We start from the raw sequence: 24889 nt of genomic DNA on the forward strand, positions 1-24889 counted from the left end.
AAAGCAAACCGTTCTGCCGGTTTGAGTGTACCGGACTGGCTGAATCTCAGGCATGCCGGTGTGTGGATTCCGACCCTCGCGGATCACTGGAGGCGGCAAAACGCCCTGAAGTGGGGCGATTTGATGCCTGCCACGCCGAGAGAATCCGTACCGTGCGGTTTCTTATTGACATGCCTCCCGGTCTCTTTTCTAATCGTTCCGGGCCAAGCCGTGCACAGACGCGAGGGGGCAAACGTGGACGTCCGCATTCTGGGGGGCCTGTCGGTTCGTGAGAACGGGGTGTCGATCACTCCGACGGCGGCCGCGCCGCGCCAGCTCCTCGCGCTGCTCGCGGCCAACGCGGACCAGGTCGTGCCCGTGACCGTGCTGATGGAGGAGCTGTGGCCGTCCGGGCCGCCGCGCGGCGCCCGCGCCGAACTCCAGGCCCACATCCTCGATCTGCGGGCGCTGATCACCACGGCCCTGCGTGGCGCCGAGCCCTCGGACCCCACCGCCGCCTGGCTGGAGCGCCGTACCGCCGAGGCCGTGCTCGTCTCCCTGCCCGGCGGCTACCGGCTCGACACCGGTGGCGGCTCCAACGACGCCTGGCAGTTCGAGCGGGCCGCCGGCGCGGGGTACCGGGCCATGGAGGCGGGCGACCTGCCGCGTGCGGCGCACCGGCTCTCCGACGCGCTGGCCCTGTGGCGCGGCGAGCCGTACGCGGGGGTCGCGGCCGGTCCCCATCTGCGTATGGAGATCGAGCGCCTGGAGGTCTCCCGGCTGAGCGCCCTCGACCAGTGGGTCGAGGCCCAGCTGAGGCTCGGCCGCCACTTCGAGATGATCTCGGAGCTCTCCGAACTCGTCGCGCGATACCGCACCAACGAGCCGCTGCACGGCCAGTTCATGGTCGCGCTGCTGCGCTGCGGACGGCAGGACGAGGCCCTGGAGGTCTACCAGCGGCTGAGCATCGGCCTGAAGAAGGCGACGGGGACGGAGCCCTCGGCGCGGCTGCGCAGGCTGCAGCGCTCGATCCTGACCGTACGGGACGTGCCCCGCCCGGCGTTCGCGCAGACCTCCTTCGGCCGGCCGGGGTTCGGCGATCCGGCGTTCGGCCAACCGGCGTTCGGTGAGCGGACGTCCGCCCTGCCTCCCGCGCGCGTACCGGCCGGCTCACTCGTCTGAGGCGCGGGCCCCAGGGTCTGTCATATGCCGGGAACCAAGTGGCCGGGATCGCCGTTGAGCGTGTCCCGGGGCCGAATCACCTTCGGCCGACGGTATGGGGCTGACAAGCAACGGGAGTTGGGGCATGTCCGAGCGAGGCGCGGACGCGGACGGGGACGGGGACGGGAGCGCGGACAGGGGCGGGGGCGTCGACGCGCTCGCGGTTCTGGAGCTGCTGGCCCGGCAGGCCGCGCCCGGCAGTTACGAGACACTGCTCGACGAGGCCCGTCGCGCGGGCACGCCGGCCGGCGAACTGGCCCGGCTCGAACGGGCCGTCCACCTCGCCACCGGACTCGCCTCCTCCTATGACCGTTCCGCCCAGCGCGAGGCCGGACTCACCGCCCTCGTCGACACCGCCCGCGACCTGACCCTCCCGTACGACGTCGACAGCCTGCTGCGGGTCATCACCCGCCGCGCCAAACGGCTCCTCGGCTTCGACATGACCTACGTCAGCGTGCGCGACACGAACGGCTCCTCCTTCGTCCGCACCAGCGAGGGCTCCCACACCGGACTCACCACCGGCCTGCGGGTCCTCGACGGCCACGGCCTCGGCGGCGAGGCACACGCCCACGGCGAACCGGCCTGGACCGCCGACTACTTGGCGGACGACCGCTTCCCGCACGCGCAGGCCGTCGACGGCGTGGTCCGGGCCGAGGGCCTGCGCGCCGTCATGGCCGTACCGCTGCGCAGCGGAGAGACGACCGTCGGCGCGCTCTACGGCGCCGACCGCAGGGTCCGCCGCTACACCCCCGACGAGATCGGGCTGATGACCTCGCTGGCCGACCTCGCCGCCATCGCCATCGAGAAGGCCGGACTCCTCGACCAGACCCGGGCCGAGGTCACCGAGCTGGAGCTGGACAGCTCCCGGGCCCGTACCAGCCTGACCCGGATGCGGCACGTCAGCGAGGCGCACAGCCGGATCATGAACCTCGTCCTGGCGGGCGGGGACCTGCGCAACGTGGCCAAGGCGGCGGGGGACGCGCTCGACGGCACGGTCGTGATCCGGGACCCGGGCGGCCGCAGCCTCGCCTCCGGCGGTGACATCCCGGACCTCGACGAGGAGTCGGTGGCGAAGGCCTCGCTGGACGCGCACGCCGGCCGCCGGCCCGTCGTGACCGGCGACAACACCTGGGTGGCGCCCATCATCGCGGGCTCCGAGGACCTCGGCGTACTGGTGATACGGACGGCGACAGGACTGACCGGCGAGGACGAGCGGCTGCTCGAACTGGCCGCCCAGTCCGTCGCCTTCCTGCTCCTGATGCAGCGCTCCACGGCCGTCGCCGAGGGACCCGTCCGCGACGAGCTCCTCGACGACCTGCTCGCCGACCCGCAGCACGTCCCTCCGCAGCAGATGGTGCAGCGCGCCCGCCGCCTCGGCATCGACCTGCGCACGCCGCACGTCCTCGTGGTCGCCCGGCCGGAGGGCGGGGAGCAGGGGCGGGCGGTCGTGTGGGCGTCCTCGTACGCGTACCGGATGTCCGGCCTGAAGACGGTGCAGGGCGGCTGCATCGTGCTCCTGCTGCCCGGCACCGACGCGTCGGCGGCCGCGAAGGCCGTCTCCGGGGAGCTGTCCCCGCTGCTCGGCCACCCGGTCTCGGTCGGCGCGGCCGGTCCTGGCCGGCGCCCGGACGGCGTCGGCCGGATGTATCTGGAGGCCACGCGCTGCCTGGACGCGATGAGCGCGCTGGGCGGGGCCGGGTCCGCCGCGTCCGTGCGGGATCTGGGGTTCCTGGGGCTGCTGCTCTCCGACGACCACGACGTGGACGGCTTCATCGAGTCGGCGATCGGTCCGGTACTGGCCTACGACGCGGAGCGGTTCACCGAGCTGACGCGCACGATGGAGGCGTACTTCGCGTCGGGCGGCAGCCCCACGAACGCGGCGGAGGTGCTGCACGTCCACCCCAACACGGTCTCGCGCCGGCTGGAGCGGATCGGCGAACTCCTCGGCCCGCAGTGGCAGAAGCCGGGCCAGGTCCTGGAGGTCCAGCTGGCCCTGCGCCTGCGGCGCACCCGCGACGTCCTGGCCCAGCAGCGCGGCACGGACCCGGGCTCGGGGCAGGGGGCGGGCCAGGGGCCGGTCGCGGGCTAGTTTCCGGGCCCGGGCTCCGGGTTCGAAGGCCGCCCGGTTCCGGTCCCGGTCCCGGTCCCGATCCCGGTCCTGATCCCCTTGCGGCCCGCCCGGCTCGCTCTCAGGCCGTCGAGCCGTAGGCCGCGTCCCAGTCCGTCGCCAGGACGGTCGCCGCGTGCGCGGCCGAGGCCAGGGTGATGTGACGGTGCCAGCCGCGGAACGAGCGGCCCACGAAGTCCCGTAGCCCCGCCCCCTCGCCGACCTGGGTGAAGTCGCGCTCCACACGCCGGGCCAGCTTCGTCAGCCGCAGCAGCGAGCCGACGCTCGCGCCCGTCAGATCGGTGATCCACAGCCGGGCCGGGGGCCGCCTCGGGTCGTCCCACTCGCCGAGCAGCAGCAGCGGACGCATCCGTTCCCCCACGGGCACCGGCAGGGTGACCCGTACCGCCGCCGCCAGCGACGTACGCGAGGTTCGCACGCCGGACGCGGAGTCCAGCCAGCTCACCGGCCGGCGCAGGCCCTTGAGCGACTCCAGGATCTGCTGGGCCGGCAGCGGCCCGGCGCCGAAGCCCGGCAAGGCCCGGTCCGCGACCGCGAACCGCCGGGCCGCGTCGATCCGGGCGACGACCGGAACACCCGCACCGGCCAGCCGGTTCAGCGCCGCCCGCCCCGCGCCGCCGCGGATGTCGAGCAGCAGCGGCTTGCGCGTGACGCCCGGCAGACTCGCCGTGTCGAGGGCGGCCGCCACCGCGCACTCCTCCAGGGTCTCCTCGACCGCCTCCTCCGGAACCTCCGCGCGGTCGCGCCGCGTCCGGTCCTTCACCCACGGATCGGGCAGGAACAGCCGCCAGTTGACCGGGACGCTCAGCTCCTCGGAGGCGAACCACACCCCGAACGCCTGCTGGCCCCGGAACACCTGCCCCCGCTCGGGGTCGAACCGGCGGTCCACGCCCACCGAGTGCTCGCCGGCCTTCGGTATCGGCATCGGCCGGACCACCCACGCCTGCGGGCAGCCGTTCTGCTCCAGGAAACCGGCGAGCGCGGCGCGCATGGGCCGCCAGTCCCAGGTGGAGCTGGAGACGAAGTGGTGCAGACTCTGCTCGGCGGCGGCCGCCGGACCGCCGATCTGAGCCGCGATGTTACGGATGGACTTGCGGCCCTGCGCGGTCAGCAGCCCGTACAGGTACTGCTCGGCCTTCAGACGCTGGTCCCGGCGGGGCAGCCCGGAGAAGAGCGCGGCACAGAGCTCGGCGTAGACATCGTCCGCCGCCGCGTTCCGGTACGGCGCGGAGTGGGGGCCGGATCCGGTGCGGTACTGGACACCCCGTGAATCGACAACGGTCCTGCGGTTCGCTGCGACGGATGTACTCACGACACTCCTGCCTACGGTTTTCACAGCTCGCTCCAGCTGCCCTTCCACCGTGGCGCCTCGGCGCCCGTGACACGAGGTGGACCCGGCACCCGTCTGGGCCGCCGGATGGTGGCCGGACCACCGCCGGCGGCTCCGGACAGGGGGTGAAGGGGGCCGGGTGCGTACCGGACGGGGGTTCAGGTGTGGCCGGATCACCAGGGGTTGGGGGCCCGGCCACCGGCCGGGTCGCCGGCCCGGCTCCCTCCGCCGGGGGATCTGACAGACTCGGGGAGCCGGCTTTGACCGGGGTGCGGGCCGGGCCGACCATCGCAGAGTGAGGCGGCACGGGCCGGCCCCTGGTTAATGCCCCAGGCCAGGGACCGCGCCTGTCCGCCTCGCTCACTTCGCGGGGGCGCGCCTCCCCGCTGACGCTTCCGCTTCCGCCGGCCGGGCCCCAACGGCATAGCCTGGACGTATGGATGTGCGCGGACAGTTGCCGGTGGTCGGTGTCGTCGCCGTCGGCGGCGCCCTCGGCGCGGCCGCCCGCTACGGCGCGTCGCTCGCCTGGGCCACCCCGGCCGGCGCGTTCCCCTGGACCACCCTCGCCGTGAACGCCTCCGGCTGCGCCGCGATCGGCGTCCTGATGGTCCTGGTCACCGAGGTGGCCGCCGCGCCCCACCCGCTCGTCCGCCCCTTTCTCGGCACGGGCGTCCTCGGGGGCTTCACCACCTTCTCGGCGTACGCCCTCGACACGCAGCGACTGCTCGCGGCGGGGGACGCCGCCCGCGGCGTGGCATACATGGGAGCGACGGTGGCGGCGGCACTGGCCGCCGTCTGGGCCGCGACCACCGCGACCCGCGGCGCTCTGGTGAGGAGAACACGATGACGAGACTGGCGGGCAGGGCCCTGCGGGTGACGATCCTCGTCGGGGAGAGCGACACCTGGCACCACCGGCCGCTGTACTCGGAGATCGTGCACCGGGCACACGAGGCGGGTCTCGCCGGGGCCTCGGTCTTCCGGGGCATCGAGGGCTTCGGAGCGTCCTCGCTCGTCCACACCTCGCGGCTGCTCTCGCTCAGCGAGGACCTGCCGGTCGCGATCCTGATCGTGGACACCGAGGACCGGGTCCGCGACTTCCTGCCGCAGCTCGACGCGCTGGTGACGGAGGGTCTGGTGATCCTCGACGACTGCGAGGTCATCAGATACGCAGGCCGGGAGAGCGGGAAGAGGGACGCGGGCGCGTGAACTGGCTCCTCGTCCTCGCGGGCGCGGCCGTCGGCGCGCCCCTGCGCTACCTCACCGACCGCGCCGTCCAGTCGCGCCACGACTCCGTCTTCCCCTGGGGCACGTTCACGGTCAACGTCATCGGCTCCTTCGTCCTCGGCCTGCTCACCGGCGTCTCCTCCGCCCAGGCGTTCCTGCTGCTCGGCACCGGCCTGTGCGGGGCGCTGACGACGTACTCGACCTTCTCGTACGAGACGCTGAAGCTGTACGAGGGCGGGGCGAAGGGCTACGCGGCGGCGAACGTGGCCGGTAGCGTGGCCGCGGGCCTCGGAGCCGTATGGCTGGGGGTGGAGGCCGCACAGGCCTGGTGAGCCGTCACGATTCGGGCTTCCGAGAGGGGTACGCGCGCATGAGCTGGGCGGACTTCCAGTACGAGATCTATCTGAACGGACTGACCGGAGCCGTCCCCCGGCTGCCCACGGACCTGACGCGCCTGGAGGAGCTGGCCGCCCACCGCCTCGGCCCGGGGCCCGTCGGCTATGTCGCAGGCAGCGCGGGCAACGGCTCCACCGCCCGCGCCAACCGGGCCGCCCTCGACCGCCGCCGGATCGTCCCGCGCATGCTCCGCGACGTGCGGGAACGGGACCTGTCCGTCACCCTGCTCGGCCGCCCGCTGCCCGCCCCGGTCGCCCTCGCGCCGGTCGGCGTGCTGTCGATCCTGCACCCCGACGCCGAGCCGGCGGCCGCGAGGGCCGCGGCGGCGCGCGGCATCCCGTACATCCTCTCCTCGGCCTCCAGCACGCCGATGGAGCGGGTCGCGGAGGCGATGGGGGAGATCGGGGAGGGGGAGCGGTGGTTCCAGCTGTACTGGCCGAAGGACGTCGAGGTCGCCCGCTCCTTCCTGAGCAGGGCGCGGGCGGCCGGCTACACCGCGCTCGTCGTCACCCTCGACACCCCGCTGCTCTCCTGGCGGCCGCGCGACCTCGACCAGGCGTACCTGCCGTTCCTGCACGGGGTCGGAACCGCCAACTACTTCTCCGACCCGGCGTTCCGGGCGGGCCTGGCCAAGCCGGTCGAGGAGGACCCGAACGCGGCCGTGACGCACTTCGTCTCGATGTTCGCCGACCCGGGCAAGACCTGGCCCGACCTGGCGTTCCTGCGCGAGAACTGGGACGGCCCGATCGTCCTGAAGGGCATCCTCCACCCCGACGACGCCCGCGCCGCCGCCGAGGCCGGCATGGACGGGGTCGTCGTCTCGAACCACGGAGGCCGCCAGGTCGCCGGCTCGATCGCCGCCGCCGACGCGCTGCCGGGCGTGGCGGACGCGGTCGGTGACCGTCTGACGGTCCTCTTCGACAGCGGGGTGCGCACGGGCGACGACATCGCCAAGGCACTGGCGCTGGGCGCGGACGGGGTCCTGGTCGGCCGCCCGTACGCCTACGGGCTCGCGCTCGACGGCCAGCCGGGCGTGGACCACGTGATCCGCTGCCTGCTCGCCGAACTCGACCTCACGCTGGCCCTGTCGGGCCACGCGACCCCGGCGACCCTGACGAGGGACGACCTGACGGAAGCGGCGGGGTGAGGCGGGCGGTCAGCCGATGCGCGGGCTGCGCCGCTCGACGAGGAGGACATCACGCCACCGGCCGCGGTGGCGGCCGATGCGCTCGCGGGTGCCGATGACCCGGAATCCCGCGCGCCGGTGCACCGCGAGGCTGGCGGCGTTCTCGGGGAAGATCCCGGACTGGATGGTCCAGATGCCGGCCGCCTCCGTGGAGTCGACGAGCGCCTCCAGGAGCGCGGAGGCGACGCCTCGGCCGCGGGCGTCGGGGTGGACGTACACCGAGTGCTCGACCACGCCGGCGTAGGCACACCGGTCGGACACCCGGGTGGCCGCGATCCATCCGAGCACCACCCCGCGCGCGTCGAGGGCGACGAACCGGTGCCCGGCCGGCTTGGCGGTGTCGAACGCGTCCCAGCCGGGGGCCTCGGTCTCGAAGGTGGCGTCACCCTCGTCGATGCCCCGCTGGTAGATGTGCAGCACCTGCGCGGCGTGTTCGGCGGTGAGCGGCGCGATGATCACGACTGACCCATGATCGCGCGTACGGCGGCGGGGAAGCACTCCAGGCACGTGCTGTTGACCTGATACCGGCTGGAGGTCCCGACCCGCTCGGGAACGACGAAGCGCACGCCGGCCAGGACCTTCAGGTGGTGGGAGACGGTCGACTGCCCGATCGGCAGCCGCTCGACGATCTCCCCGACGGCCATCGGCCGCCGCTCGGTGGCGAGCAGGTTCAGCAGGCGTACGCGCATGGGGTCGGCCAGCGCCTTGAACCACCCGGCGCACAGGGCGGAGTCCTCGGGGCTCAGCGGCGCGCCGCCGCCGTCAGGAGTATTCATCGTCAATCGACGATAGTCGATGAATGCTCGGGCGGCCAGGGTGCGTCACGAGGCCGGACCGCCGGCCGCACGCGCGTCGGCAGCAGTTCGCCCCGGGCCGCTGCGGCCCGGGGCGTTCGCGTCCTCGGCTACTTCTTGAGCTCGTCGAGGCAGAGCACGAACTGCTTGCCCGAGCTGCGCCGCCCACCGCGGGTCTCCTCGCGGTAGCCGACGTCCGACTTGCCCTCGCACCGGCTCGTGTCCAGCGTGTCGGGGATCACCTCGACCACCTTGTACGCGGCCTCGGCGCCACCGCAGTCCACCACCTGCAGGTCGGGAGTCACCGTGGACCCGGTGTTCTTGAGGCAGTCTCCGGCCTCCGCGTGGTCGGCGTCGTCCTGGCTCAGGAAGTAGCCCACCGCGATCACGATGAGGGCGACCACGATGCCGATGCCCTTGAGGATCTTCATGATGCCTATGCCCCCGCTCCGGGACGGCGGCGCGGGCTGCTGCGGCGGTGCGGTCCACTGCTGGTGCTGCTGGTGCTGCTGGTGCTGCTGGTGCTGCTGAGGCGGCGGCTGCATCTGCATGTGCTGCTGGGGCGGGTACGGCTGCTGCTGCTGCTGCTGCGGGTACCCGTACCCCGGCTGGGGCGGGTATCCCTGCGGCGGCTGCTGTGCGTACGGGCCAGGGCCCTGCTGCGGCGGAAAGGTCATGTGGGAGCCCCCGTGAGCGCGTGTGATGTGCGTGCGTGCTTTTGACGCGAGCACGCTATAGCAACCGATCGCCACTCTCTAAACGGGGGAGCGTTGCTGCAGCGAGCGCCCAACTCCTCAGCGACGCTTCCCGATCACGAAGGCGAGGCCCCAGGCCGCTCCGGCGGCGACCGCGAGCCCGAGAAGGGAGAGCCACTCGGTGTCGCTCTGACTGCCCCACCAGGCCTTGGCCGGAATGAAGGGGTCGACCTCCATCATGTCCCCGATGGCGGGGACCCCTTGGCCGTCGGCGATGATGAGCGGAACGGCGTTGGTGTAGCCGAAGAAGACACCGAGCGGGGCGATGACGGCCCCGCTGATCTGGGCGCCGGCGCTACGGCGGCCCACCAGGCCGATCACCGCGCCCACGGCCGCTCCGTTGAGGAGGCCGTGGAGCACGTAGAGGGTCTGCGCCGTGTCGGCCGACTGCTCCTTGTAGGTGGCCACCGTGATGCCGGTGTAGATCACCGAGACGACGACCGAGGCGAGGAACCCGAGGAAGAAGGCGCCGACGGGATGACCGCGCCTCGGCTGCTGCCCGAAGGGCGCGGGGTACGCGGGGTGCGGGGCGTACGGCAGGCCGGGCTGCTGGTTGTACGGGTTGTGGTGCGGCGACTGGAACTGAGGCTGGCTCATTGATCCCCCGTTGAGCGAAGAAGACAGGGGAGCAAAGCTATCAACGAGGGATCGGCCATCTTCACTGTGTGCTTTCGCATACCCGGGCAAGCGAGTACGACGGAAGATCACTACGCTGCATGCGCGCTCTCACACGACGAGTTGACTCCACCGGAGCGTGAGCTGTGGGACGCGTTCCCCGAGGGGCGCCGTCTGGACCTGCGCACAGGTGGGCCCGAGACGACCGGGGCGCCGCACGGGGCCGGGCGGGTGGCGGAAGGCTTCCGTGGCAGGGACTTCAGCTGCTGGGCTCCCCTGGCAGCACGAGGGCTGTTTCGTAGGCGAGCACGACGGCCTGGGCCCGGTCGCGCAGCGAGAGCTTGGCGAAGATCCGAGCCACGTGGGTCTTCACGGTGGCCTCGCTCAGGGTCAGTTCCCGCGCCAGCTCGGAGTTGGAGAGGCCACGGCCCATGAGCGTCAGCACCTCGAGTTCGCGCGGGGTCAGCGGGGTGAGGTCGCGGTGAACGGCGGGGGGTGAGGGGGCCCGGCCGCCGGGCCTTGTCGGGGCGGGGTCTTCGCCCGAGACGAAGCGCTCGACCAGCCGTCGGGTGATCGACGGGGCGAGCAGCGCGTCGCCGGTGTCCACCAGGCGTACCGCGGCGGCCAGGTGGGCCGCCGTGACGTCTTTGAGCAGGAAGCCGCTGGCGCCTGCGGCGAGGGCGGCGTAGACGTACTGATCGAGGTCGAAGGTGGTCAGCATGATCACCCGGCACTCCGGGGACCGGTCGAGGATGCGTCGGGCGGCCTCAAGGCCGTCCATGCCGGGCATCCGGATGTCCAGCAGGGCGACGTCCGGCCGCAGTCTGTCGACCAGTTCGACCGCCTCGGCGCCGTCGGACGCCTCGCCGACCACACCGATGCCACGGGCGGTCAGGATCAGCCGGAAACCCGTGCGGACCAGCTCCTGGTCGTCGGCGATGACCACCCTCGGGGCAGGCTCGTCGGGGTACGGCGCGGTGGAGTCCGTCATGGCCGGTCCAGTGGGATCCGGGCACGGACGCGGTACCCGCCGCCGAGCCGTCGCCGGGCGTCCAGGTCGCCGCCGTAGACGGCGAGGCGCTCACGCAAACCGATCAGTCCGCGGCCGGCGCCGTCCGCCCGCGCCGGCCGGTCGCCCGCCGCAGGCCGGTCCTCCAGCAGGACGCTCGGCCCGCTGTTCAGCACCTCGACCCGCAGCCAGTGTTCCGAGTACCTCACCGTCACCTCGGCTTTCGCTCCGTCGCCGTGTTTGAGCGCGTTGGTCAGCGCCTCCTGGATGATCCGGTACGCCGTGACGTCGATCCCGGTCGGCAGCGGGCGCGGCTCCCCGGAGATCCGAGCCTCGACCGGCAGGCCGGCGAAGGAGATCCGGTCGATCAGCGCGCTGAGCCGGCTGAGGCTCGGTTGCGGGGCGAGGCCGGCATCCCTGGCGTACGGTCCGTCCTCGCCGTTCTGGGCGGGGGCGAGCAGGCCGAGCAGATGGCGCAGTTCGGTCATCGCGTTCCGGCCGGCAGCCTCGACGGCGCCCATCGCGGCCGCCGCCTCGTCGGGCAGGGTGGCCAGCACCTCGCGGGCCGCGCTCGCCTGGACGACCATCAGGCTCACGTTGTGACTGACGATGTCGTGCAGTTCGGCCGCGATCCTGGCCCGTTCCGCGTCGACCGCTGCGGCGGCAGCGCTCTCCCGTTCCCGTTCCAGCAGCCAGCCGCGTTCCTCCAGGGCCGTACGATGCCGGCGTCGCGTCCTGACGAGCGCACCGGTGAGTACCGCGACCGCGGCAAGCGCCGCGGCCAGGACGACAGTCGGCCAGCCCATCCCGGAATCCCCCACGTCGCCAGCATTCCATCCGACGTGTACGGCCACCTCCTTCTCCAGGACGGCTGCCGTACATCTGCGGGATGACCTGCCTGACGCCGCGTCCGGCAGTTACATCCGCTGGGGGACGATCCGGCCGCCCGGCCGCTCCTACATTCGGGCCATGACCACAGATCACGACCGAGCGGGGCAGGTCGTCGTCCAACTGGACGACGTGCACAAGGAGTACGGCGACACCAAGGCACTGGCCGGCCTTGACCTGGAGGTCCGCGCCGGTGAGGCGGTCGCGGTGATGGGCCCGTCCGGCTGCGGGAAGTCCACCCTGCTCAACATGGTGGCCGGCCTCGACCGTCCGACCGCGGGCACCGTGCGGGTCAACGGCGAGGACCTCGGCCGGCTGAACGAGACCGGGCTCGCGCTGTTCCGGCGCCGGCAGGTCGGCATGATCTTCCAGTTCTTCAACCTGATCGACGACCTTCCGGCCCTGGACAACGTCGCGCTGGCCGCCCAGCTGACCGGCACCTCCGCCCGGCAGGCCCGCCGCCGCGCGCTGGAGCTCCTGGACGAGCTCGGCGTCGCGGACCGCAGGAACACCTACCCGGCCGCACTCAGCGGTGGCGAGCGTCAACGGGTGGCGGTGGCACGGGCCTTGATGAACCGGCCGGCGCTCCTGCTGGCCGACGAGCCGACCGGCGCGCTGGACAGTCGATCGGGCGAGCAGGTGATGGACCTGCTGATCGACCTCAACCAGATCGGCCAGACCCTGCTGATCGTCACCCACGACCCGCAGCTGGCCACCCGCTGCGCGAGCCGCCTGGTCGAGGTCGCCGACGGCCGGGTGGCCCGCGAGAGCACCCTGGAGCGGCTCGCATGAGCGCGGTGTGGAGCGCCTCGCGTGCCGCGGTGAAACGCCGGCGGGTGCAGACCTTCGTGATCGGGCTGGTCGTCCTCTGCTCCTCGGTGACGGTGCTGCTCGCACTGTCCCTGCTGAGCGCCGCCTCCGGCCCCTTCGACCGGGCCTTCGCCCAGCAGCGCGGTGCGCACGCGGTGGTCGCCTTCGACTCCGCGAGGGTCTCGGACGAGCGGCTCGTCGCGACCGTCCGCCGGCCCGGCGTCGAGGCCGCCGCCGGGCCGTTCGGCCAGGCCGTGGTGACGGTCCCCGAGGACTGGCTCTGGATGGGGCCCGGAGCCCTCACCGTGGTGGGCCGTGCAGACTCGGCGGGCCCGGTGGACCGGCTGGACCTGCTGGCAGGCCGTTGGGCCTCCGCCCCGGGCGAACTCGTCCTGAACTGGCCGGTCGGCGGCAGCCCGAACCCGAAGTGGCTGGGCCAGAAGCTGCGGTCCCCGGGTGCGCCGACGCTCACGGTGGTCGGCTTCGCCGTCTCCATGAGCAAGTCGGCGAACGCCTGGGTCACCCCCGAGCAGGTCAAGGCCCTTCACCCAGCCTCGTTCCAGATGCTGTATCGGTTCACCGCACCCGGCTCCGAGGCACAGCTGCAAGACGACCTGGACCGGGTCACGGCCGGTCTGCCCGCCGAAGCGGTGATCGGCACGCAGTCCCATCTCACGCTCAAGCAGGCATTCTCCGCACAGGCCGAGGGCTATCTGCCCTTCATGACGCTGTTCGGCGTGCTCGGCCTGCTGGTCTCGGTGCTGATCGTCGGCAACGTGGTCAGCGGCGCGGTCGTCTCCGGCTACCGGCACATCGGGGTGCTCAAGGCCATCGGCTACACCCCGAACCAGGTGGTCGCGGTCTACCTGACGATGCTCTCCGTGCCGACCGTGCTCGGCACGGTGCTCGGCACCCTCGTCGGCACGCTGATCGCCGAGCCGGTCCTGCGCATCGCCTTCTCCGGAATCGAGACCGGCACCGCGTCGATCAACGCCAGTCCGTGGCTCTCCGTGGTCTGCCTGCTCGGCTTGCCGACGCTGGTCCTGCTCACCGCGCTGGTCCCCGCCCTGCGCGCGCACCGGCTGCCCGCGGCCCGGGCGATCTCCGCCGGCAGCGCGCCGAGCACCAGGCGCGGCCTGCGGGTGCAGCGCCGTCTCAGCGGCTCCCGGCTGCCGCGGGCTCTCAGTTTGGGCATGGGCCAGCCGTTCGCCCGGCCGGGCCGCGCCCTGCTGACCATGGCGGCCATCGCCCTCGGCGTCACCACGGTCACCCTGACCACCGGTCTGACCGGCACCATGCTCGCGTACGGCGAGAGCGGCAAGGGAGAGGGCGGCACCATCCATGTGCAGGTGGGTTCCGAAGCCGGCCGCCAGACGCCGCCGGTGCTCGGCGACGGCGAGATCGAGCGGCGCCTGAGGGCGGTGCCGGGGGTGGCGACGGTGACCGCGCGCGCGTTCACCAAAGTGAGCCTGGCCGGTGCGGGCGGCACGGTCTTCGTCGACTTCTACCGCGGGGACCGCCTCGACTCCGCCGAACCGATCGTCCAGGGACGCCGGCCGACCGGGCTGGGCGAGGTGGCGGCCGGGCCGGCCTTCCTGGCTCAGCACGGTTTCGCGGTCGGTGACCGGACCACGCTCCACTTGGAGGGCCGGCAGTTGCAGGTCGCCTTCGTCGGCATGCTGGCCCAGGGCAATGCCCAGGCGATGGAGGCCACCTGGCAGGCCAGGGGCGTACTCGCCCCGCAGGCGGAGGTGATCGAGTACCTGGTTCGCCTCGCTCCCGGTGCCGATGCGCAAGCTGCTCAGGAGGCCGTCGCCGGGATCGATCCGGGCCTGCACCCGCAGCTGAAGGAACCGGGCAACGCCGCCACCACCACCGTGGTCGGGTTCTCCACCGTGTTCACCGTGCTGCTGTCGGTCGTGGCCGCGCTCGGCGTCTTCAACACCGTGCTGCTGAACACCCGGGAGCGTCGACGCGATCTCGGCATGCTCAAGTCGATCGGGATGACTCCCCGCCAGGTCGTACTGATGACGGTGACCTCGGTGGCCGGTCCCGGCCTGGTCGCCGGGCTGGCCGGCATCCCGCTCGGGGTGGCCGCCCACCGGCTGCTGGTGGACCACGTGGGCTTCATCGCCTTCCCCGAGTCCATGAAGGACGTCTACCACCTGCCGCAGTTGGTGGCGTTGGCCCTGGCAGGCGTGGTGATCGCCGTCCTCGGCGCGCTGCTCCCTGCCCGTTCGGCGGCACGGCTGACCATCGCCAAGGTCCTGCACAACGAGTAGAGACACCCGGTCCTCTCGCCGGGGCGGGGCCGTGATGGCCCCGCCCCGGCGCACCCCAGGAGGCTCGGCCGGCAGCGTGGGCTGAGCCTGCCGTCGGCGATCCGTATCTGTGGTGTGCGGCCCTCCGCGGGAGCACGCCGCACGACCTGGTCGCGATCTTCGCTTCTTCGCTCGCATCGCCGCGCCCCGTGCCGGTCGGGGCAGCTCACTGTCATCCACCCGGGGAACCCGGCGGCGGGGAAGCGAGGCAGCGGTCGGCCCCGAGACCGTCGGGACGTTTTCGGAAAATCCAGCCGCCAAGGGCCGCCCCTGACCGGATTCTGCCGGACACGTCTAGTCATCGGGAGCGCCTTTCCCGACCCGCTCGAGCCGTCCGAAAACCGCCTTTGACCAGCAAAAGACCCTCCCGAAGGAGGGTCCGTGGTAAAGCGCCCCCGGCAGGACTCGAACCTGCGGCCAAGTGCTTAGAAGGCACCTGCTCTATCCACTGAGCTACGGGGGCCGGGTGGTGGCCTGGTGGCCGGGAGCCCCTGGTGGGTGGGGCGTGGCCTGTCGGGTCAAGGATAGGGCTCCGATCCCCTTGGCCCGGTTGCTTCACCTGCGTGGCACGTTGTGGAGGTTCGGTGAAGCGGAACGATAATCGCAGGCAGGTGCGATTCCCGCAGCGCTTTTCACGCCACTTGGCTCGGGTGTTGTGCACTCGTTATGCCTGAGGCCCGTGTCATCAGCTGTTCGGTCGGCGCGTAGGACCGCTATACGCTTCAAAAAGGCTCCAAAATTGGGCATTCTTCGCATGTGGTGACCTTGGACGAACGGCCTCAGCTGATCGACGCACTCTCCGCCCTGCGCGACTGTGTCGCCGCCGTGCGTCTACCCCTCCCCCTCCCAGGAGCTCCACGCGCCCGCCAGACCCGGGCCGAGCTCCTCGCCCAGCTCGACGACTATCTGGTACCACGGCTCAAGGACCCCGACGCCCCCCTCCTCGCCGTCGTCGGCGGCTCCACCGGAGCCGGCAAGTCCACCCTCGTCAACTCCCTTGTGGGGCGGCGCGTCAGCGAGGCGGGGGTGCTCAGGCCCACCACGCGTACCCCCGTGCTCGTCTGCCACCCCGACGACCACCACTGGTTCGCCGGCATGCGCGTCCTGCCCCAGCTCACCCGCGTCTGGCTGCCCCACCAGGACGACGACCACCCGCCCGAGGAGCCCCCGGAGGAGAACGCGCTGCGGGTCGAGACCTCCTCCGCCCTCGCCCAGGGGCTCGCCCTCCTCGACGCCCCCGACATCGATTCCCTCGTCGTCGAGAACCGGCTGCTCGCCGCCGAGTTGATCTGCGCCGCCGACATCTGGGTAATGGTCACGACCGCCTCGCGGTACGCCGACGCCATCCCCTGGCACCTGCTCCGTACCGCCAAGGAGTACGACGCCACGCTCGTCACCGTCCTCGACCGCGTCCCCCACCAGATCATCGGCGAGGTCTCCCGGCAGTACGAGGCCCTGCTCCACAAGGCGGGTCTCGGGGACGTGCCGCGGTTCACCATCCCCGAGCTGCCCGAGTCCGCCGGCGGCGGCAGCGGACTGCTGCCCGACACCGCCGTCGCCCCGCTGCGCGCCTGGCTCGCCCACCGCGCCCAGGACCCCGCCGCCCGCCAGCAGGCCGTCAGTCGTACCGCCACCGGCGTCATCGGCTCCCTCGACACCCGGATGCCCGAGCTCGCCGGGGCGGTCGCCGCCCAGTACGCGGCCGCCGTCCGGCTCGGGGCTGTCGTCGAGGCGGCGTACGAGGAAGAGGGCGAGCGCGTCCGGCAGGAGCTGCGCCGCGGCGCCGTCCTGGCCGGCGACGCCCGTACCCGCTGGCGCGGCTACCCCCGCGACAGCACCGCCGGCGAACTCCTCGACGCCCTCGTCGAGTCCCTCGCCGCCCTCCTCCAGTGCGCGGTCGCCGCCGCCGACGAACGCGTACGGGACTCCTGGCGCCGCGAACCCGCCGCGGCCGCCCTCGGCGCCCCGCAGGCCGCCCCCGACCGGGAGGCGAGCGAGCGGATCGAGATGACCGTACGGCGCTGGCGGCGCGTCCTCGAAGAGCTGGCCGAGGAAGAGCTCCGCAGCACGGAGCGACCGGGCAGCGCCCGCACCGCGGCGCCCGAGGCCGACACCGTCGCCGCCCTGCTCGCCGCCGCTCTCCTCGGCGGCCGCCGCACCCGCAGCGGTGGCGAACGGCTCGCCGAACTCCTCGGCGCCCAGGGCGCCCTGCGCCTGCGCGACAAGGGCGGCGAACTCGTCATGACGTACCTCGACCGCGCCCTGCACACCGAACGCGACCGGCGCCTGGCCCCCCTGGAAGCCCTCGACGTGACCCCCGAGCCGCAGGCGGAGCTGATCGCCGCGCTCTCCGTACTGCAGAAGGAGAAGTGAGGACCGGTGAGCAGCAGCACGGTGGACGAGCGCTGGGACGACCACTGGGACGACGGACTGATCGCGCGCCGCGCGGCCGGGCCCATGCCCGAGAACCCGCATCCGGCCCCCGAGGGCGGGCAGACGGAGGAGGACAGCCTCCCGCCCCTGGGCGGCCGGTACGGTGGCTCTCTGCGCACCCGGCTCGACGCCCTCCACGAGCTCGTCGGCCTCTCCCGTACGCGACTCGAGAACGACACGCTCGCCGAGGCCGGACGCGTACTCGACGAGGCCGCGGCCCGGCAGCGGCTCTCGGCCCGCCACACCGTCGTGGCCATCGCCGGCCCCACCGGCAGCGGCAAGTCGACGCTCTTCAACGCCCTCGCCGGCGTCCCCGTCTCCGAGACGGGACTGCGCCGCCCCACCACCGCCGCGCCCATCGCGCTCAGCTGGTCCGAGGGCTCCGCGGGGCTCCTGGACCGGCTCGCCGTCCCCGGCCGGCTCCGGCGCCGCCCGCTCGCCGGCGGCGCCGCCGACGAGGACCTGCAGGGGCTCGTCCTGATCGACCTGCCCGACCACGACTCGGCCGTCACCACCCACCGCGACCAGGTCGACCGGGTCCTCGGCCTTGTCGACGCCGTGATCTGGGTCGTGGACCCCGAGAAGTACGCCGACGCCGTGCTCCACGAGCGCTATCTGCGCCCGCTCGCCGGCCATGCCGAGGTCACCTTCGTCGTCCTCAACCAGATCGACCGGCTGGGCGTCGAGGCCGCCGACCTCGTCCTGGACGACCTGCGCCGCCTCCTCGACGAGGACGGCATGGCTCTCGGCGAACACGGGGAGCCCGGCGCCACCGTCCTCGCTCTCTCCGCGCTCACCGGGGACGGCGTGGGCGAACTGCGCGAACTCCTCGGCCGGTTCGTCCAGGAGCGGACCGCGCCCGCGCTCCGGCTCTCGGCCGACGTCGACGCGGCGGCGGCCCGGCTCCGCCCGGTGTACGTCGCCGACGGCCAGACCGGTCTGGGGGAGCGGGCACGGGAGGACTTCGCGGCCCGGCTCGCGGTCGCGGTCGGCGCCGTCGCGGCCGGCGAGGCCGCCGAACGCGTCTGGCGCCGGGGCGCCATCCGCGCCTGCGGCACCCCCTGGCTGCGGCTCTACCGCTGGTACGAGCGGATCCGCGCGTACGGCTCGACGGACCCGCGTCTCCAGGCGCCGGTGGAGGACGAACTGACGGCGCGCCAGCGCGTGGAACAGGCGGTACGGATCGTCGCCGACGAGGCCTCGCGGGGACTTCCGGCGCCCTGGGCGCAGGCGGTGCGCGAGGCGGCGGTACGGGGGGCGGACGGGCTCCCCGAGGCGCTCGACGAGCTCACGGTGACCCTCGGGGACCCGGCCGCCCGCCCGCCGCGGCCCGCCTGGTGGCCGGCCGCCGTCCTGGCACAGGCCCTGATGACGCTCCTGCAGATCTTCGGCGCGCTGTGGCTGGTCGGCCAGATCGTCGGCGTGGTGCCGCCCGGGCTGCTGCCGCCCGTCCTCATCATGCTCGCCGGCATCGTCGGCGGACCGCTGGTGGAGTGGGCGTGCGCGGGCGCCGTCAAGGGCCCGGCGCGGCGGTACGGGCAGGAGGCCGAACGGAAGCTGCGGGAGGCGGCGGCCGGCTGCGGGCGGGCGCGGGTCCTGGACCCGATCTCGGCGGAGTTGATGCGCTACCGGGAGGTGCGCGACCAGTACGTGACGGTGTCGGGGACCCGGTCGGGCGCGCGGGTCACGCGGCTGGGCGGGGCGATGCGGTGGGGCGGTACGAGGGCGGGTGCGCGGATGCGGTGAGGGTCTCCTTTCACTCCCGCGGGTGACGGTCTTTTCCCCAGGGCGTCGTCCCTCCACAGGCTGCGGCGGGCTGCCTCCGATCGGTCCAGCATGGAACCGGCCGAAGGGTTCGGGAAAGGGGAGGGACATGAACGACACGATGGTGACGCTCGTCGGGAACGTGGCGACGAGCGTCGAGTACCGGGACACGGCGACGGGCGGGGTGGCCCGGTTCCGGTTCGCGGTGACCGCGCGCCGCTGGGACCGGGAGCGGGGCACCTGGTCCGACGGACACACCAGCTTCTACACGGTGTTCGCCTGGCGGGCGCTCGGCGCCAACCTCGCCGCCTCGGTCTCCGTGGGCGAACCGCTGGTGGTGCACGGCCGGTTGAGGGTACGGGAGGAGGAGCCGGAGGAGGGCAGGCCGGACGCCCGGCGGCGGACGTTCGTGGACATCGACGCGCTGGCGGTGGGCCACGATCTGACGCGCGGCACGGCGGCGTTCCGGCGGGTGGTGAAGGGGGGACCAGGTCTGACGGAACGGCAGGGGAACGGGGGCGGCGAGCGGGACCCGTGGGAGGGGGCGGAGGAGCCGAAGGTCCTGGAACCCGTGGCCTGACCGGGAGTTGTGGGGATTTGTCGACACCGTGACCAGCGCATTCCTGCCGCGCGGGCCCCGCACATAACGATTCCGATTCGGAATGGTTATCAGACCGTACGAACGGGCACCCGGCTCTTCCCCATCCATAGGATTCCCGGGTACTCATACGGGACTTGAGTCAGCGCTTGAGTCGACTACTTGAGTCAACTGGGTCTGTGAGTCTGCTGGCGATGCGCTCCCCCCACGTGTCTCGACCAATGACACGGAGCAGCTCGCCCGGAGGGGAAATTCATGTTTTCTGTTCGGAGGCGCGGCGTTGCCCGCCTTGCCGCCGCGACCATGGTCTCCGGCCTTGTCGCTGCGGGCGCGATAGCCGTCGCGGGACCGGCGGCGGCCGACGAGGGTCTGCAGGGGACGGGCGGCGCGACTGCCACGCTCGGTGACCTGAAGATCTTCGACAAGGTGAAGATCGGCGACCGGAATGTCTCCGCTGGTCTCTTCGAGATGACGGTCAAGCCCGGCGGGTCGATCCAGACGTACTGCATCGACCTGCACACGGCCGCGCTGAAGGACGAGGAGTACAAGGAGGTCGGCTGGGAGCAGTCCTCCCTGCACGACAACCAGGACGCCGGCAAGATCCGCTGGATCCTGCAGAACTCCTACCCGCAGGTGAACGACCTCGACGCCCTGGCCAAGAAGGTCGGCGCCACGAACCTCACCGAGAAGACCGCCGCGGCCGCCACGCAGGCCGCCATCTGGCACTTCTCCGACGACGTCGAGGCCACGCCGGTCGACGACGACGCCAAGAAGCTGACCGAGTACCTGGAGAAGAACGCGCAGAACCTGGAGGAGCCCAAGGCCTCCCTCAGCCTCGCTCCCTCCTCCGTCGCCGGCAAGGCCGGTGAGCGCCTCGGCCCGATCACGGTGAACACCAACGCCGCGACGGCCACGGTCTCCCTCGCCCCCGGCTCCCCGGCCGGCGTGAAGATCGTGGACAAGGACGGCAAGGTCGTCACCACGGCCGCCAACGGCGACCAGGTCTTCTTCGACGTCCCGGCCGGCACGGCCGACGGCTCCGCCGAGCTGAACGTGAAGGCCGACACGACGGTCCCGATCGGCCGCGCGTTCGTCTCCACCAAGGTCAAGAGCCAGACCCTGATCCTGGCCGGCACCAGCACCTCGACGGTCGAGGCCAAGGCCTCCGCGACCTGGGCGACGAAGGGCGCGATCCCGGCCGTCTCGGCCGAGAAGAACTGCGCCAAGGGCGGCCTGGACATCACCGCCTCCAACGAGGGCGACCAGGACTTCACCTTCGAGCTGAAGGGCATGAAGTACACGATCGCCGCCGGTGAGTCCAAGACCGTGACGGTCCCGCTCGCCGAGGACCAGGCGTACGACTTCACCATTACCGGCCCGAACGGCTTCGAGAAGACCTTCAAGGGCGTCCTCGACTGCAAGACGGCCACCCCGGCCCCGTCCACCACCCCGTCCACCGAGCCCTCCCCGGCCACGGCCGGCGGCTCCACCACGGGCGGCTCCACCGGCTCCACCACGGGCGGCGGCGACCTCGCCGAGACCGGCAGCTCCAACGCCACCCCGATGATCGCCGGCATCGCCGCGGCCCTCGTGCTCCTCGGCGGCGGCGCGGTGTTCTTCCTCCGCAAGAAGAAGACCACCGGCCAGTAACACCGAGCAACACCCTCACCGACGGCCCCGCCGCGCCCACCGCGCGGCGGGGCCGTCGCACGTGCCGATCGCCTCGACGGCCGGAGCGAAGGCCGAAACACACTGGCGCGCCCGGCCCCTCGCGGACGATCATGAAGCGCATGAGCGATCAACCCGCACGATGGAGCCAGGCCACCGTCTACCCCGACATGTGGGCCGACCCGAACGACGACCCCCGCAACAGCGAAGGTGCCAGTCCGGAAGGCGAGCGGGCGACGCTGCAGGACTTCCTGTCCGGCTACCGCATGACCCTGCGGATGAAGTGCGAGGGCCTGGACGCGGAGCAGCTGGCCCGTCGGTCGGTTCCGCCGTCGACGATGTCGCTGCTCGGCCTGATCCGGCACCTCGCCGAGGTGGAACGGGACTGGCGCAACTGGATCAGCGACGGCGATCCGCTGCCGACGCTGTACGGCGAGGACGACGGTGACTTCGACGGAGCGATCGCCGATCGGGCCGAGGTCGACGCCGCGTACGCCGACCTGGAGCGCGAGCAGGCCGCGGCCGACGCCGCGCTGGCCGCGTACCCCGATCTGAGCGAGCGCCTGGCGAAGGACGGGATCGCGGTTCGGGAGCTGATGGTGCACAGGATCGAGGAGTACGCCCGCCACTGCGGGCACGCCGACCTGTTGCGCGAGCGCGTCGACGGAAGGGTCGGCCAGTGACGACGGCCGACGAGTTCGGGGCCGCCCGGGGCCCCGAACACCGGCAGTGACAACTCGGCTACCGAGACGCTCCCGGAACCCCGCAGGTCAGGGGCCCCGCCAGGTACTGGTTTCCGCCTGGGGGTGGCGGTCAGGCAAGATGGGGTGTATCTGCCCACTCACTCTTTGCCGGACGGTTTCTCTTGGCTGAGTACATCTACACGATGCGCAAGACGCGCAAGGCGCACGGCGACAAGGTCATCCTCGATGACGTGACGCTGAGCTTCCTGCCCGGTGCGAAGATCGGTGTGGTCGGCCCGAACGGTGCCGGTAAGTCCACCGTCCTCAAGATCATGGCCGGGCTCGAGCAGCCCTCCAACGGTGACGCCTTCCTGTCGCCGGGCTACACCGTCGGCATGCTCCTCCAGGAGCCGCCGCTCGACGAGTCCAAGACCGTGCTGCAGAACGTGCAGGACGGCGCCGCCGAGATCATGGGGAAGCTGCACCGCTTCAACGAGGTCGCCGAGCTCATGGCGACCGACTACTCGGACGCGCTCATGGAGGAGATGGGCAAGCTCCAGGAGGACCTCGACCACGCCAACGCGTGGGACCTGGACGCGCAGCTGGAGCAGGCCATGGACGCGCTGGGCTGCCCGCCCGGTGACTGGCCCGTCACCAACCTCTCCGGTGGTGAGAAGCGCCGCGTCGCGCTCTGCAAGCTCCTCCTCGAGGCCCCCGACCTGCTGCTTCTCGACGAGCCCACCAACCACCTGGACGCCGAGTCCGTGCAGTGGCTGGAGCAGCACCTCGCCAAGTACCCCGGCACCGTCGTCGCCGTCACCCACGACCGGTACTTCCTCGACAACGTCGCCGAGTGGATCCTCGAGCTCGACCGCGGTCGCGCCCACCCCTACGAGGGCAACTACTCCACCTACCTCGACACCAAGGCGACCCGCCTCAAGGTCGAGGGCCAGAAGGACGCCAAGCGTGCGAAGCGTCTGAAGGAGGAGCTCGAGTGGGTGCGGTCGAACGCCAAGGGGCGCCAGGCCAAGTCCAAGGCCCGTCTCGCTCGCTACGAGGAGATGGCCGCCGAGGCCGACAAGATGCGGAAGCTGGACTTCGAGGAGATCCAGATCCCGCCGGGCCCGCGTCTGGGCTCCATCGTCGTCGAGGTCAACAACCTCTCCAAGGCCTTCGGCGAGAAGGTCCTCATCGACGACCTCTCCTTCACGCTGCCGCGGAACGGAATCGTCGGAGTCATCGGGCCCAACGGCGCCGGCAAGACCACGCTCTTCAAGATGATCCAGGGCCTCGAGACCCCGGACTCCGGCGACATCAAGGTCGGCGAGACCGTCAAGATCTCGTACGTCGACCAGAGCCGCGCCAACATCGACCCCAAGAAGACGCTGTGGGCCGTCGTCTCCGACGAGCTGGACTACATCAACGTGGGGCACGTCGAAATGCCTTCGCGTGCGTACGTCTCCGCGTTCGGGTTCAAGGGTCCCGATCAGCAGAAGCCGGCCGGCGTGCTCTCCGGTGGTGAGCGCAACCGCCTCAACCTCGCGCTCACCCTCAAGCAGGGCGGCAACCTGCTGCTCCTCGACGAGCCGACCAACGACCTCGACGTCGAGACCCTGTCCTCGCTCGAGAACGCGCTCCTCGAGTTCCCGGGTGCGGCCGTGGTCGTCTCCCACGACCGCTGGTTCCTCGACCGGGTCGCCACGCACATCCTGGCGTACGAGGGCGACTCGAAGTGGTTCTGGTTCGAGGGCAACTTCGAGTCCTACGAGAAGAACAAGATCGAGCGCCTCGGCCCGGACGCGGCCCGTCCGCACCGCGCCACGTACAAGAAGCTGACCCGAGGCTGAGCGTGCGCCATATCTACAGCTGTCCCCTGCGCTGGTCGGACATGGACGCCTTCGGGCACGTCAACAACGTCGTCTTCCTCCGGTATCTGGAAGAGGCGCGGATCGACTTCATGTTCCGGCTGGCGCCGGGCGACGGTTCGCCGTCGTTCTCCGGCGGGTCCGTCGTGGCCCGGCACGAGATCGACTACGTACGGCCGCTGGTGCACCGGCACACGCCGGTCACCATCGAGTCGTGGGTCACGAAGATAGGCGCGGCGTCCCTGACGATCGCGTACGAGATCAAGGACCCGGACGTCACGTACGTACGGGCCTCCACGGTTGTCGTGCCCTTCGACCTGGAGGCGCAGCGGCCGCGGAGGATCAGCGCGGAGGAGCGGGCGTTCCTCCAGGAGTACGTCGACGACGGGATGACGTCAGCCGCATGATCGCGCCGCTGCACTTCGCCGACGCCCGGGAGGCGGCGGATCTCGCCGCCTTCCTGGCCCGGCTGATCCACTACGACCGCGCCGCCGCCGTCCGCCTCCAGGCGGGGGGCGGGGCGCTCGCCGTGTTCGGGCGGCCGCCGTCGTTCGAGGTGCTCGCCATCCGCACGGCGCGGCTGGTCGACGCGGTGGATCTGGACATCACCGTCTCGGCCGGTGAGCTCCTCGAAGGGATCGAGGAGTCGGCCGGCAAGGCCGTCGTCCCCGACGCCGTCACCGGGCCGCCGTGGGCCGGCGTCCTGCCGCCCCGTGGCGGCTGGGAGCCGGTCGCCGGAGTACCCGGCGCCGCGGAGATGAGGGGCGCGGTCGCCGCCGCCGTCGCCGAATTCCGGGCCCGGGACGAGGAGCTGCCCGAGGGCCGGCGCACCAGGGCCGAGCGGGACCGTATCGGCCGCGAGATCTGGTCCCGGACCCTCGCCGCCACCGAGCTGCCCCTGCGGGCCGTGCACGCCGCCCAGTCGCTGGGCTTCCTGCCGCCGCAGGAGATGCCGGTCGCCCTGTTCGCCTCGGGGCCCTGGCTCCGGCTGCGCACCCCGTACGGCTCGATCGCGCTCCGTACCGTGCCGATGTCCCTCACGGTCACCCCGGGCGCCGCGGCACGCTGATCCGGACCGGAGGGGCGGGCCGACGGCCCCTCGCCGACCACGGGCCCCTCATCGAGCACGAGCCCCACGTCGAGCACGAGCCCCTCGTCGACCACGAGCCCCAGGTCGACCACGAGCCCCACCTCGCCGCCGTTCAACGAACAGTGCGGCTTC

At 72.1% G+C, this 24889-nt stretch carries 23 protein-coding genes and 1 tRNA gene; 16 read left to right on the plus strand and 8 right to left on the minus strand.

Translation table 11 applies throughout. The features are described from left to right. The first annotated feature begins 234 nt into the window (after nt 1-234). Together FDM97_RS06140 and FDM97_RS06145 are read left to right on the plus strand one after the other, a co-directional pair. The gene (locus FDM97_RS06140; RefSeq protein WP_137989241.1) at nt 235-1161 is read left to right on the plus strand and encodes an AfsR/SARP family transcriptional regulator; all 927 of its coding nucleotides are present in this window, start codon (nt 235-237) and stop codon (nt 1159-1161) included. A 124-nt stretch (nt 1162-1285) separates the two neighbouring features. Continuing rightward, nucleotides 1286-3289, plus strand: coding sequence for a helix-turn-helix domain-containing protein (locus FDM97_RS06145; RefSeq protein WP_137989242.1), 2004 nt, complete (start codon nt 1286-1288; stop codon nt 3287-3289). Nucleotides 3290-3389: 100 nt separating this feature from the next. Here the strand turns inward: FDM97_RS06145 and FDM97_RS06150 are convergent, their stop codons facing one another. Beyond that, nucleotides 3390-4640, minus strand: coding sequence for an IS701 family transposase (locus FDM97_RS06150; RefSeq protein ID WP_137989243.1), 1251 nt, complete (start codon nt 4638-4640; stop codon nt 3390-3392). A gap of 454 nt (nt 4641-5094) precedes the next feature. Here FDM97_RS06150 and FDM97_RS06155 point away from each other — a divergent pair, with 454 nt between their 5' ends. From FDM97_RS06155 to FDM97_RS06170, 4 genes are read left to right on the plus strand one after another with little or no spacing between them, the layout of a single operon-like run. Beyond that, the gene (locus FDM97_RS06155; protein WP_137989244.1) at nt 5095-5505 is read left to right on the plus strand and encodes a FluC/FEX family fluoride channel; all 411 of its coding nucleotides are present in this window, start codon (nt 5095-5097) and stop codon (nt 5503-5505) included. Further along, nucleotides 5502-5864 carry a DUF190 domain-containing protein gene (locus FDM97_RS06160; protein ID WP_137989245.1) on the plus strand — a complete coding sequence of 121 codons (363 nt, stop codon included), beginning with the start codon at nt 5502-5504 and terminating at the stop codon, nt 5862-5864. The genes FDM97_RS06155 and FDM97_RS06160 overlap by 4 nt, the downstream gene beginning before the upstream one ends. Next, entirely contained in the window at nt 5861-6214 is a 354-nt protein-coding gene (crcB, locus tag FDM97_RS06165) for a fluoride efflux transporter CrcB (protein WP_137989246.1), read from the plus strand. Before FDM97_RS06160 ends, crcB begins: the two co-directional genes overlap by 4 nt. 38 nt (nt 6215-6252) lie before the next feature. Next, nucleotides 6253-7425, plus strand: a complete 1173-nt coding sequence (locus FDM97_RS06170; RefSeq protein ID WP_137989247.1) for a lactate 2-monooxygenase — start codon at nt 6253-6255, stop codon at nt 7423-7425. A 9-nt stretch (nt 7426-7434) separates the two neighbouring features. Here FDM97_RS06170 and FDM97_RS06175 read toward each other — a convergent pair whose 3' ends face one another. The 6 genes from FDM97_RS06175 to FDM97_RS06200 form a co-directional block, all read right to left on the minus strand. Then, the gene (locus FDM97_RS06175; protein WP_137994685.1) at nt 7435-7920 is read right to left on the minus strand and encodes a GNAT family N-acetyltransferase; all 486 of its coding nucleotides are present in this window, start codon (nt 7918-7920) and stop codon (nt 7435-7437) included. Continuing rightward, the gene (locus FDM97_RS06180; RefSeq protein WP_137989248.1) at nt 7920-8240 is read right to left on the minus strand and encodes an ArsR/SmtB family transcription factor; all 321 of its coding nucleotides are present in this window, start codon (nt 8238-8240) and stop codon (nt 7920-7922) included. The genes FDM97_RS06175 and FDM97_RS06180 overlap by 1 nt, the downstream gene beginning before the upstream one ends. Before the next feature lie 128 nt (nt 8241-8368). Further along, entirely contained in the window at nt 8369-8935 is a 567-nt protein-coding gene (locus FDM97_RS06185) for an LppU/SCO3897 family protein (protein ID WP_137989249.1), read from the minus strand. Between the two features lie 117 nt (nt 8936-9052). Beyond that, the gene (locus tag FDM97_RS06190; protein WP_137989250.1) at nt 9053-9610 is read right to left on the minus strand and encodes an ABC transporter permease family protein; all 558 of its coding nucleotides are present in this window, start codon (nt 9608-9610) and stop codon (nt 9053-9055) included. Between the two features lie 277 nt (nt 9611-9887). After that, nucleotides 9888-10619 (minus strand): response regulator, encoded by a 732-nt coding sequence (locus FDM97_RS06195; RefSeq protein ID WP_137989251.1) that lies wholly within the window; start codon nt 10617-10619, stop codon nt 9888-9890. After that, complete coding sequence (locus FDM97_RS06200) at nt 10616-11443, minus strand: sensor histidine kinase (RefSeq protein ID WP_137989252.1); 828 nt, start codon at nt 11441-11443, stop codon at nt 10616-10618. The genes FDM97_RS06195 and FDM97_RS06200 overlap by 4 nt, the downstream gene beginning before the upstream one ends. 163 nt (nt 11444-11606) lie before the next feature. Between FDM97_RS06200 and FDM97_RS06205 the strand changes: the two genes are divergently transcribed. Both FDM97_RS06205 and FDM97_RS06210 read left to right on the plus strand, forming a co-directional pair. Continuing rightward, a complete protein-coding gene (locus tag FDM97_RS06205; RefSeq protein WP_137989253.1) occupies nt 11607-12317 on the plus strand; it encodes an ABC transporter ATP-binding protein in 711 nt (236 codons plus the stop codon). Further along, entirely contained in the window at nt 12314-14617 is a 2304-nt protein-coding gene (locus FDM97_RS06210) for an ABC transporter permease (protein ID WP_137989254.1), read from the plus strand. Before FDM97_RS06205 ends, FDM97_RS06210 begins: the two co-directional genes overlap by 4 nt. A gap of 429 nt (nt 14618-15046) precedes the next feature. On the opposite strand, the gene FDM97_RS06220 is transcribed toward FDM97_RS06210, so the two are convergent. Beyond that, nucleotides 15047-15119 (minus strand) — tRNA-Arg (locus FDM97_RS06220). A gap of 302 nt (nt 15120-15421) precedes the next feature. Here FDM97_RS06220 and FDM97_RS06225 point away from each other — a divergent pair. The 8 genes from FDM97_RS06225 to FDM97_RS06260 all read left to right on the plus strand — a co-directional run bounded on the left by FDM97_RS06225 (nt 15422) and on the right by FDM97_RS06260 (nt 24736). Beyond that, nucleotides 15422-17029, plus strand: coding sequence for a dynamin family protein (locus FDM97_RS06225; protein WP_137989255.1), 1608 nt, complete (start codon nt 15422-15424; stop codon nt 17027-17029). Between the two features lie 6 nt (nt 17030-17035). After that, on the plus strand, nt 17036-18835 hold the full coding sequence (locus FDM97_RS06230) for a GTPase (protein ID WP_254705519.1): 1800 nt from the start codon (nt 17036-17038) through the stop codon (nt 18833-18835). 127 nt (nt 18836-18962) lie between these two features. Then, nucleotides 18963-19433, plus strand: coding sequence for a single-stranded DNA-binding protein (locus FDM97_RS06235; RefSeq protein WP_137989256.1), 471 nt, complete (start codon nt 18963-18965; stop codon nt 19431-19433). Between the two features lie 273 nt (nt 19434-19706). Then, entirely contained in the window at nt 19707-21101 is a 1395-nt protein-coding gene (locus tag FDM97_RS06240; RefSeq protein WP_137989257.1) for a Cys-Gln thioester bond-forming surface protein, read from the plus strand. Nucleotides 21102-21241: 140 nt separating this feature from the next. Continuing rightward, nucleotides 21242-21802, plus strand: coding sequence for a DinB family protein (locus tag FDM97_RS06245; protein WP_137989258.1), 561 nt, complete (start codon nt 21242-21244; stop codon nt 21800-21802). A 182-nt stretch (nt 21803-21984) separates the two neighbouring features. Further along, nucleotides 21985-23649: an energy-dependent translational throttle protein EttA gene (gene ettA, locus FDM97_RS06250; protein ID WP_137989259.1), complete on the plus strand. Its 1665-nt coding sequence runs from the start codon at nt 21985-21987 to the stop codon at nt 23647-23649. Nucleotides 23650-23651: 2 nt separating this feature from the next. Beyond that, nucleotides 23652-24074 (plus strand): acyl-CoA thioesterase, encoded by a 423-nt coding sequence (locus FDM97_RS06255; RefSeq protein ID WP_137989260.1) that lies wholly within the window; start codon nt 23652-23654, stop codon nt 24072-24074. After that, on the plus strand, nt 24071-24736 hold the full coding sequence (locus FDM97_RS06260; protein WP_137989261.1) for a hypothetical protein: 666 nt from the start codon (nt 24071-24073) through the stop codon (nt 24734-24736). Before FDM97_RS06255 ends, FDM97_RS06260 begins: the two co-directional genes overlap by 4 nt. Nucleotides 24737-24889: the final 153 nt, after the last annotated feature.

It is taken from the genome of Streptomyces vilmorinianum (assembly GCF_005517195.1).
GTDB lineage: Bacteria > Actinomycetota > Actinomycetes > Streptomycetales > Streptomycetaceae > Streptomyces > Streptomyces vilmorinianum.